The sequence below is a fragment of the Moorena sp. SIO4E2 genome (assembly GCF_010671945.1).
GTDB classification, from domain to species: Bacteria; Cyanobacteriota; Cyanobacteriia; order Cyanobacteriales; family Coleofasciculaceae; genus Moorena; species Moorena producens.
In genome coordinates this window covers 1-10,716 of record NZ_JAAHIE010000239.1, presented here as the reverse complement: position 1 = coordinate 10,716, position 10,716 = coordinate 1, and the positions used below count along the sequence as shown (strand labels likewise).

Here is a 10,716-nt window from a genome sequence, read left to right as displayed (position 1 = left end):
GTTAAAACTTTATGATTAAGGCAAGAGACGAAACCTTAGATCAGGTCGCCTTTATAACAATAGTTTTAAACCTTTTCTGCATAACCTACAACCCAAAAAGGCGACCTGATCTTACGGTAACTTCAAACCCTATTCTAAGGTTTCGTCTCCGGGATGCCCCGACCCGCCGGAACAATACAATAAGTTCTATTTTTAAGCACGTAGGTGGCGGTTAGCTCTTATTTGGTCTTCCCTACTATATCTAGTATAAACGATCTTCGATCCTGTCCGCCATTCATCCCGGAGACGCGCGCCTTAGAATAAAGAAGCCTTTACAGGCGACAGGTTATGCAAAAAGGGGTTAAAACTTATTAATTAAGGCTTCTTTATTCTTACGGTAACTTCTGACCACGCCGACTTTCAGTGCGGACGTGGGATGAATGGCGGATGAAGCTAAAGTAGTGCTGAGTTGTGAGTGCTAAGTGGGAAAGTAAAACCACACAGACTTTTTGGGCCTGCAACAGATTCAAACTATCTGTCTGCTCCTTGGGTCAAGTCGGAAAACCCAGTGTTAGTGGCAGGTGTAACAGTCTCAATCTTCTACGTATAACTTCTAGGTATAACCAATAAAGAACGAAAATTTTTTCCCTACTCAGCACTCACCACTAGAAGGTTGATAATCAGACCATAGAGGAAATGGCTCAAAAACAGAAATTCCCTCATCTTGTGGGTTCAAAATGGACAGCTAAACAGAAAACTTGGGGCTGGCGGCATTTCCAAGTGGTCAATCGTAAAAACCAAGGAAAGTGGGTGTTTGCTGAAATGGTAGCTTCTTGTGACCCGAATGTCCGTTTTTGGCTAAATGCTAAACAGCTTAAAGATCCTGGCTTGTGGCAAGCAGGCTGGAAATCTTTAGCCGAAATCGAAAGCGAAGAGTAACCGTAAGTATTCAGCCGTTGGCCTTTGGCCACGCTGCGGGCGCATAAGCTGATAGCACCTCAAGTAGCACCATCTGTAGCGCATATGCTTACGAACCCCCTACTCGGTCAAGGCGAAATCCTTGGTGCAGATGATTAAAAGTCTTGGCTGTAAGCTAATGGTAATAGGTTTTAGGTATTTTGTCTGGTTAGTGATGGGGCTCAAGATGTTTGTCACACAACGGTTCCGGTTCACAGCAGCATCGGATTGATAAGATAAATGGCACGCTCCTTGAATTCAGGGCAAGCTAGTAATTGTTTATAGTTCATTGTTTATTGTTTATTTGGGTTTTATGGTCATGGATGGAATCAATCAAGCAGAAATGCGGGAAAGACTGGGAAACCTTGAGAAGATACGTGATATAATTATTGGCTCTAAGCTGCGAGAGTATGATACTCGCTTCACGAAGATAGAGTCTGACCTATCCATGTGGCAGCAGGAAATACGCGATCGCGTTGAGCAGATCAAAACGACTCTCTCAAAAGAAATAGCTGCTGGGGTAGATTCCCTCGAGAAAAAAATAAGTAATCTTAGTTTAACTGCAGCCGAAGAGAGGAATGAGATTCAGGAACGGGTGGAACTGTTGAACAAAAAGTTTTCTAAGAGTATTGAGGTGCTCGACGAGACAGTCTACAAGCAGTCCACCTCCCTAAAGAAGGCAGTTTCAGAAACTAAAGAACAGCATCAGCAAGATGTGATCAATCTCAGAAAGCAGATCTTGGCCGAGCTGGAAACTAAATTTGCACAGCTCAAAGATGCCAAAGCCTCGAAAGCAGATCTCGGAGACATGTTGTTAGAGTTGGGTTTGAGGCTCAAAGGGACTGAATTGGTTCCAGCACTCAAAGAAGCTAGTGATGGGTGGTCTGGATTACCACAGACCAAAGGTCATAATGGTACGGTCACCTCAGAAACTGCTACTAATGATGACGATCATCTCCAGTTAATCAAGCAAACTCAGACTTTGGAATAGACTTGGCACAGTCGAGCAATGGCAGCCACAAAAATTAACTGGATTTTCTCGCTAAGATTAGTTTTAAATCAAAGTGCGATCGCTTTTAGCGGAAGCTTCGCTTCATCGCGTAGCGGCTCTTTCAGAGCATCGCTAATTTTTGCAAAAGGTTAAATAGTAACGGATAGCCACCAGTGGCATTTTCAAACCAAAATCCGGCTGATGCCTCTCAGCCGGAAAATTCTAGATCAGAGTCAATTGAGGTCAATTCGAGCCGAGAAGGCGAGTTGAAGGATTTACTGAATTTACTCGTTGACCTCAAGATTATTGATCAGACGGTGCAACCTAGCCAACACCCTAAATCTGAGCAGCAAGGGATGACCTCTGATCAGGCAGACACTGTCCAAAAATATTCATTCCAAGACCTTGAGGTTCCAGCTATTGAACCTCAAACTGACCGTGGGAGTAGCAGCCTCCCGTCTAGGGTTCAGGAGAAAGAACCATTAGCTCAAGAAAGGGATCAACCCCAATCCTTCGGTGTCAAAGTTTTTCCCCATCAGAACCCATCACCACAGCTTCCTACACCAAAGGAGCATCTGCCGCAAATGCCTCAAAATTCCGAAGATCCAGTATTAGCTGAGAATTTAGTCCAATCCGAAGCCACAGAAACCAACCAAGACCTGCCATCACAGTCTGATCACGACACCTCCCAGGAATTAGACATCTTGGCTGAGATTTTGCAAGAACTGGTGATATCTCCAGAAATGGCAGAGTTTCGTGACCAGATAGAAACCCTAGCCCAGAGACAAGGCAGGCTTGAGCATCGGATTGATCAACCTCAAGAATTGATTAAGCTATTGCTACCAGTGATGGCTAAGCTGCTGGATCTCACGGTAGCTCAGTTCAGTACCTCGGTGACCGATTCCCTGACTCCCATCATTGATGAAGTCATTGACCACAGAACTCAACAGGATAAAGTGTGTGTGGGAGAAGCGATCGCTCCCGCAGTTCCAGTAGCTATTTCCTCCCGGATCATGGAGTGTCCAGAGGAAGTTGGGTTTGCGATCGCACCAGAAATGGCAGCAGCTATCCGGCAACAGATTATAATTGAGCCAGAGGCCATGGTAAATGCTCTGTATCCGGTCATTGGCAGTACCATTTCCACATACTTAGCAGAAGAAATCCGAGCTATCAATGAGAAGCTGGAAAATGCCCTCAGCGTTGAAGCAATTAAGCGCAAGATTCGCGCTAAGGTGCAGGGGGTTTCTGAAGCGGAACTGCTGTTTCGGGAGGTGATGCTGTTTCAGGCGCGAGCTATCTTTTTGATTCACAAAGACTCTGGTTTAGTGATTGCCGAGGTACAACCCTCTGACAGCCAGCATCTAGAGTCAGATATGGTAGCAGGAATGCTCACCGCTATCCGTAGCTTTGTCAATGACTGTATCGCTCAGTCTGGGGATGTGGCAGAAATCGATGCTATTGAATATGGTACATCCAAGATCATCCTGGAAGTAGAGGGATACTGCTACCTGGCCGTGGTAGTTCAAGGGGCACCCACCCAGCAGTTCATTAATCAGTTGCGGGAAAGCCTAAAAACTATTATTACCCATTATGGTAAACCGATCAGGTCTTTTGATGGAGATCATACAACTATCCCGGTGGGAGTCAAGGGAATTTTACAAAATTTATTAGATCAATCCCTTAGTCAAGGGCGTCGTGATACTCAGGAAAATCGGAAAAAAGGCAAGAAACCCCCGGCCTTATTGGTGCTTGGCTTGGGGCTTCTGGGTTTAATCGCTGTATTTGGGGGATTTTATCAGCATAGGGCTAAAATAAACCGTCGCATTGAGCAAAAAACTCAACTTGCCCTCGCCTATTATGCCCCAGAAGTGTCTGATTATGGTTTAACAGTTAAAGCCAATCGCCAGAGACTAAAGCTAGCTGGACAGCTACCGAATCAGGCTCTGCGCTCAAACGTCGAGCAAATTGCCAAAGCTGCGGCCCCTAACTTAGCGTTGGATAATCAAATTGAGGTGATCGAACTCCCCTATACTGATGAGTTAACCCAAGCTCAAGTCCAACGGGTGAGAAACACCTTGAATCAAATGGATGGAGTGGTAATTGTAGCATCTTATACAGAAGGCAGGGTGACCGTAAAAGGAGCGATACTCTATGCTAAAGATTTCCCTAAGATTATCCAAGCCTTTGAGAGCATTCCCGGTGTCAAGTCGGTCGAGAACAATTTACAACTCCACGGATTAGACGTTACCAGCCGGATCTACTTTGATCTTGGTTCAGCCCAGTTGAAACCAGAGGATATAGGCACTAAAATCCGATCAATTAAGGAATTTATGGAGCGGTATCCTCAAAAGCACCTGAGGATAATCGGCTACGCCGATCCTAGGGGTCAACTTACCGAAAATCAGGGATTGGCACAACAACGAGCCCAAATGGTAAAAGATGTGCTTGTTCAGCAAGGCATTGATCCCAAACGGCTGCAAGTGCGTGGGGTTGGCAAACGCCCCCCAGATGTTGATGCTAGTCAACCGCTGTGGTTAAATCGATGTGTCGTATTTGATCCGTTTACCAACAAACCCAGTTGAAAGCCCCTTTGGTTTAGCTAGGAGATCACAACAAGTTATGGACTTTAGTCCCTTGTCTATTCAATCTGGAATCAGGAGGTGATTCAACGACTGCAATAGATCACTAACACTAAAACCATAGTGCTGTCTGGGAACATACGGTCGGTTATCAATAGGTGTTCAAGTCCGCTGAAGAAATCATACCGTAAACCTGTTCAGATTTGGAGCCACGCCCATCTCTTAACAACTGTTTACAATCCCCGAGAGTTCAAACCAGTTGTCAGCAACCAGTAACAATGTCCACTATTGATCGAAAAATTTGCCTAGTTGGAGACTTTGGTGTAGGCAAAACTAGCCTAATCCGCCGATTTGTGGAGGGTGTGTTTAGTGACCAATATCTTTCAACAGTCGGAGTGAAAATTTCCCGCAAAATCATAAAATTTAAGGATGAAACCCGATCAGAACTGCTGGATATAAAATTGATGATTTGGGATTTAGAAGGTCATACTAAATTTAAGGGAATTTCACCAACTTATTTAAAAGGAGCTCAGGGTGCAATTATTGTTGCTGATGTAACTCGCATGGAAACCATTGAGCACATTGTTCATCATATCGATCTGTTTTTATCCATCAATCCCAAAGGGGTGATTATTACTGCCTTAAATAAATCAGACTTAGTGGATCAAGAAAAACTGGAGGAATTGAAACAGATGTTACAGAAAAAAACTGCCCAGCAAGACCAAGTCATAGCCAGTTATTATACCTCAGCGAAAACCGGGTTATACGTCGATGACATATTTCAGCAATTAGGTTGCGGAACGCTTCAACAGGAATAATTAGTTATATATATAGTGATATATAGCGGTTCTCATAGCAATGAGGTACACAAGATTTTTTCCCTGTTGCCTGTTGCCTGTTGCCTGTTGCCTGTTGCCTGTTGCCTGTTGCCTGTTGCCTGTTGCCTGTTGCCTATTAACTAAAATCCAAAATTAAAATCCAAAATATATCTCGCCTATTTTAGAAATGCTATATATCTTTATATATATAGCACAGTAGCTGATATACCTATGCTTAGTCAACTACTGAGTCAACAGGTCGAGCAATCAGCACACACTGTGTCAAGTCTCCCGGACCAAGCCCTGGGAAAAAATCTAACATCCAACATCCAACATCCAAAATCCCATGACGCCCCTCTATTGTAGTAAAGGACATGAGAATCCCAATGACAATAAGTTTTGCCGGGTTTGTGGCGAGATGCTGCCATCCTTAGCCAAAACCTTTGACACTGGGAAGATTCTGGGTGGTCGCTACCGCATCGTCCGGGAGTTGGGACACGGAGGCTTTGGACGCACCTATTTAGCTCAAGACCTTAACCGCTTTAATGAACCTTGTGTGCTAAAAGAATTTGCCCCCCAAGTTCAAGGTAACCACGCCTTACAAAAAGCAGAAGAACTATTTGAGCGGGAAGCGGGAGTTCTTTATCGACTGCAACACCCTCAAATTCCTCAATTTCGTGAGTTGTTTCAGGTACAACAACAGGACAAAGGCACCCTATTGTTGGTTCAGGACTATGTGGAGGGGCAAACCTACCGCGCTCTACTGGAGGCTCGCCGACCTCAGGGACTCCGGTTTAGTGAAGCAGAAGTGACTCAACTGCTGATCCAAATCCTGCCAGTGTTGGAATATATCCATTTTATGAGAGTGATTCATCGGGATATCTCTCCCGATAATCTGATTTTGCGCAGTACCGATGGTTTACCAGTGCTGATTGACTTTGGCGGTGTCAAGGAGGTAGCAGCAAATGTGGCATCGAAGTTCCTAGGGTCAAAGGTGGCTGGTCAAAATAAGCCAATCATAACTCGGTTGGGTAAAGTTGGCTATGCTCCCCCAGAGCAGATGCAAGGAGGAAGTGTTTTTCCCCACAGTGACCTCTATGCTCTAGGGGCAACTATATTAGTATTAGTGACTGGTCAGGAACCCCAGCAGATCATTGACCCCAATACCCTGACGTGGAACTGGCGCAGAGAGATTAGCCTTAGCTCCACCCTAGGTCGTATCCTGGATAAAATGCTTCAACCGAGACCAGGGGAACGGTACCAAAATGCCAAAGAAGTGCTGCGAGACCTCACCACTCACCTTCAATTTGCCAGTGACCCGCAATCAGCTCCATCACCCCCTCAGACTAAACCGACCTTAGCAGTTGCCCCTGGTTCCAAGCCAGTAGCGGTTAACCAGCCAGCAAGGCCAGCTAGCGGAACACCATTAACCGGCGCTAGCAATAATAACGTTTTAGATTGGCTTGGCAAGGTGGTTTTGGTATCTGTTTTAGCTGCTGCTGTATTTGGCTTTACCTTCTGGGCAACCAATTGGTGGTTCACATTCGGCAAAAGATCTAAGCCGGAACCCTCACCAAAGGAATCACCCATCGATCAACCGGACATAAAGCCACCCTCGTGGTTTCCCACAAACGAGGCAAAGCGCAAGGAATTGCTCGATCAGCGTCGTGCCAATTTGGAGATTAACGAAAAGTTCTACGTTCAGTTAGTCAATGAGGCGTTTTGGAACAAGTACCCCAATCAACAAAAACGACAGCTAGGGACTGGTTCAGAGGATGCTAAGTTAAGAGAAGAGTGGGATAAGCTGGCGTTTGAGCTATTGACCCGGATTGAGTTACTAAATTTGAGTCGGACGGCACGGAGAGGGTTGGGAAGCTATGGGACAGCAGATCTGACTCGCTGGAAGCAGCAAGTGAATCAGGTGCGCCTTTCTAGCCGTGCAGCTTATGATATTGCAGATTCTAAATTCTTTCATAAGTTTCCAGATCAGCGGGGTGAGAAGTTTATCGATAAGTCTATTGGTCAGGTGTGGCAAGGGATTGTTGGGGATACGATCAAAGCGTTGACATCAGGAAAATCCCTACAGCGCATTGAGTTTGCTGCTGGCGGAGTTCAACAAGTCAATGGAACCCTCGAGCCAGGAGACGGGAAAGCGTTTACTGCTAAACTTTCTAGTGGTCAATTCATGGAAGTGAGACTGGCTACCGATGTAAATGCGTTGTTTTCAGTTTATGGTCCTAGCCGTAAGACGACCCCCCTATTAGAAGACTCAACCGAACGGGAGTGGAGCGGGGAGCTGCCAGCATCTGGCTTCTATGAGTTTGTGGTAGTTTCTCAAGCTTCTCAACCGATTAATTATCGACTTAACTTTAGGGTTGAAGATTAGTTATTGGTAATTTATAGCAGTTCTCAATTGGGTGAGCTATAGCGGTTTTTAGTCTAATAATGTGGGTTCTATAGCGCTACGCGCAATGGCATTGGCAAGAGGCATGCATGCAAAGGTGCGCTTTCCGCATCTAATTATTAAATTCGCCACGGGTCGCACCTAAAAGTTCACTAAAACAGCTTTTGCTGCTTGTATCAATGTCAAACACCTTAATGCGTAGTGCTATAGCAGAAGTCATTTGTCAGAAGTCAAATGTCAGAAGTCAAACTCTTGCGCTTCTTGATGCAGTCGCTCATGGGGGAAACCCCCAAGACCGCTTAGGTGCGCTTGACCTTGGCGAATTAAATTCGCCACGGGTCGCACCTCTGCATCGCTTACAAAGGGTGTGAGACTTTTGTCATGTCCTAACTGCCCTGGCGACTGCTATATAACAACCGTTTAGAATTCCCCGGCGGGGGACAGTTCAATTATTGAGTTAGTTGTAGACACTACTGGTTCAAATATTAAGTTAGTGATCGGATCTACTGTAGACACTACTGGTTCAAGGTTAGAACCCAGACTGAGTTGGTTCTGTTCACGGTACATACGGGCAAGAGCACCAGTGAAGCCAGCGTTGTAGTCAAGAGCGACTTCATTAATGGCATAGTTAGTTCGATCATCGACATAGGCATTATCCTCTGGTTCAGAGGGACCACCTACCAATGCACCATAGAGAATGTTGAGGTTGTCCGTTGGTGATTCGATGTCATTGGTGGTAGAACCATGGGCTCCACGATGGTGGGGATTCTTGGGAGAATTGTGGCCAAAACCGACGACATAACTGAAATTGTTGGGATTATCCCCAAGAATGTAGTCAATTTGATCAGCCGCAAAATCGGAGTAACGACCATTACCATCATTAACGGTATCACTATAAATACCAGCAAGAAAAGCGGTATTGGCAGCATATCGTAGGGAACCCCAGTCATTGAACCAAGCTAGTCCACCCTCAGTATATTCGATACCTTCACCACTATCGTCACTCCAGTAGTCCAGCCAGCGTTCTACTTCGATACGGTACCTATCCTGGTCAGTTTCCTGAGCAAGAAGGATGCCAGTACCATGGACTTTTTGATCCCAGGATTGAGTCTGAGTAGGATCAATACCTAGGTAGTAGCTTTCGGCTTTATCCAAGTAGGTCTGGTCACCGGTTGCTTTGTACAGCCAAGTTGCAGACCAGGCCAGTTCGTCTTCGTAGCCACTCCAAGAATTGTAGAAAATAGCAGCATCGGGGATAGAGTCAGAGTAGTTACCTTGATAGGTCTCGGCAAAGTCAAATAGGGCTTTCGCGTTATTGAGTAGTTGATTAGCGTAACTGTTGTTTGTGGATTGGAAGGCAATTGAGGCAGCAGCTAAGGCCGCAGCAGATTCACCAGCTAGGTCAGAACCGGGATTTAAAGGATCAATTTTGTACGCTGGTCGCACCATGGTCATGGTTTCCGGCGGTCCCCAGAAGCTATGGTCGATGTCACCGGATCCAACCTGTGCCCAGAATTCTTCGGTTTGACCGTTACTGTCTGTGATGTGGGCTTTGAGTATGTAATCGGTACCCCACTTAATCGCATCCAAAGCCTCATCCCATTGACCCATGTGCTGGTAGGCATCTTCATATTCGATTGCCCCCCAAGCTAGCATAGTCATGGCAGCAGCCATGGGGAAGCCGAACTTGACGTGGTCCCCAGCATCGTAATAACCGCCAGTGAGGTCAACTCCTACATCAGCACCATCGTTGAGGCCAGAATCCCCGCGCCATGGGATGCGATTGTCTTCAGGAAGTTTACCGGAGCGCTGAGCTTCATAAAATAAGAAGGACTTTTCGACAGCATCACCATAGTTGAACTGTGTTGAGATATTGGTGTTGATGATACTGGGTACAGTCTCACCATTTCCATTGGATGAGTCGAGTTGAACAGGAGTAGATTCATTCATTAGTCATTAAAAATTAGTAATCTTTGATAACAAAGCAAGTCAAATTACCCCTGTTTAATACTGGGAAAACGAAACAGGTCAAATTACCATTTTTTGTTGTTTATGAAGATAAAAACAACAAAACAAGTTAAATTACCCCTGTTTAATACAGGGACAATGAACTAGCCTCTAATTCCCCGTCAATAAAGGAGATAATAGGGCCTCATATTTGATTGACAAAAGCACTTTAAATTTGAGTAGTACTACTCTTAATGGCTACACCGAAATAGTTTTGTTTTGTAACGATAGCTAATATTAGCTTACAACTGTCAGGATATTAGTGTTAAATAAAACTAGAAGTTATTGTGAATTTTTAGTAAAGAATTAAAATCCCTAACACACAGTATCTTGAACTAAGCAGTTTTCAATTGGGTTCGGTACAAAATTTTTGGATTTTAGGGAACAGGGAACAGCGGATCTGGGAACAGGGAGTAGTGATGCAGCGCTATACTTTATTAACTCTTGCCTCTTGCCTCTTGCCCTACTCTTAGGGAACAGCGGATCTGGGAACAGGGAGCTAAGGTTGTGGGCCACGCTTACTGGCAGAGCCAGACGCTGCTTGAGGTGCGAACGGAGCTGGAAGGTAGCGCCGTCTTGAGGAGCCAGTTGCTCATATAACTTCCCGCGCCCCCCACACTCCCCACACTTCCCGCGCCTCCACCCCACACTTACCACACTCACCACACTTACCACACTTACCACACCCCATCTCCCCACCCTCCCCGCGCCCCCGCCCCATCTTGTTAATCTGGCGGACAGAGGAAATTCTTGAGTTTTTCCGGCATTTCCTCAAAATTCTCTAGAAGGAAGTCCATTATGGCCAGATGGTACAAATCGATGGGCATGGGAGAGCGATAGTTATCACCTCTGGCAAACCAGCGCTGTACTGTGGCATCGCTACGGGAGCAAATACAGGCTATGACTTCGTAAGTAACCAACCATTTCCCATAAAACTTAGGTGCGCTTGACCTTGGCGAATTTAATTCGCCAAGGTCAAGA

The 10,716-nt window shown here is 45.5% G+C and carries 8 protein-coding genes; 5 read left to right on the top strand and 3 right to left on the bottom strand.

Going from position 1 to position 10,716, the window contains the following annotated elements; all coding sequences use genetic code 11:
• Positions 1 to 675: 675 nt before the first annotated feature.
• From F6K37_RS21990 to F6K37_RS21970, 5 genes are all read left to right on the top strand, one after another.
• Positions 676 to 918, top strand: a complete 243-nt coding sequence (locus F6K37_RS21990; protein ID WP_008181697.1) for a TIGR02450 family Trp-rich protein — start codon at positions 676 to 678, stop codon at positions 916 to 918.
• A 337-nt stretch (positions 919 to 1,255) separates the two neighbouring features.
• The gene (locus F6K37_RS21985; RefSeq protein ID WP_008181696.1) at positions 1,256 to 1,927 is read left to right on the top strand and encodes a hypothetical protein; all 672 of its coding nucleotides are present in this window, start codon (positions 1,256 to 1,258) and stop codon (positions 1,925 to 1,927) included.
• 173 nt (positions 1,928 to 2,100) lie between these two features.
• Complete coding sequence (locus F6K37_RS21980; RefSeq protein ID WP_287252145.1) at positions 2,101 to 4,509, top strand: OmpA family protein; 2,409 nt, start codon at positions 2,101 to 2,103, stop codon at positions 4,507 to 4,509.
• A 275-nt stretch (positions 4,510 to 4,784) separates the two neighbouring features.
• Entirely contained in the window at positions 4,785 to 5,324 is a 540-nt protein-coding gene (locus tag F6K37_RS21975) for a Rab family GTPase (protein WP_008181693.1), read from the top strand.
• A gap of 346 nt (positions 5,325 to 5,670) precedes the next feature.
• A complete protein-coding gene (locus tag F6K37_RS21970) occupies positions 5,671 to 7,710 on the top strand; it encodes a serine/threonine-protein kinase (RefSeq protein WP_044492516.1) in 2,040 nt (679 codons plus the stop codon).
• A gap of 438 nt (positions 7,711 to 8,148) precedes the next feature.
• Here the strand turns inward: F6K37_RS21970 and F6K37_RS21965 are convergent, their stop codons facing one another.
• The 3 genes from F6K37_RS21965 to F6K37_RS21955 form a co-directional block, all read right to left on the bottom strand.
• Complete coding sequence (locus tag F6K37_RS21965) at positions 8,149 to 9,678, bottom strand: glycoside hydrolase family 9 protein (protein ID WP_287252142.1); 1,530 nt, start codon at positions 9,676 to 9,678, stop codon at positions 8,149 to 8,151.
• A 372-nt stretch (positions 9,679 to 10,050) separates the two neighbouring features.
• Positions 10,051 to 10,419, bottom strand: coding sequence for a hypothetical protein (locus F6K37_RS21960; protein WP_131826911.1), 369 nt, complete (start codon positions 10,417 to 10,419; stop codon positions 10,051 to 10,053).
• A 41-nt stretch (positions 10,420 to 10,460) separates the two neighbouring features.
• Positions 10,461 to 10,716 (bottom strand): hypothetical protein (locus F6K37_RS21955; RefSeq protein WP_287252140.1); only part of this gene is annotated, 256 nt, incomplete at its 5' end.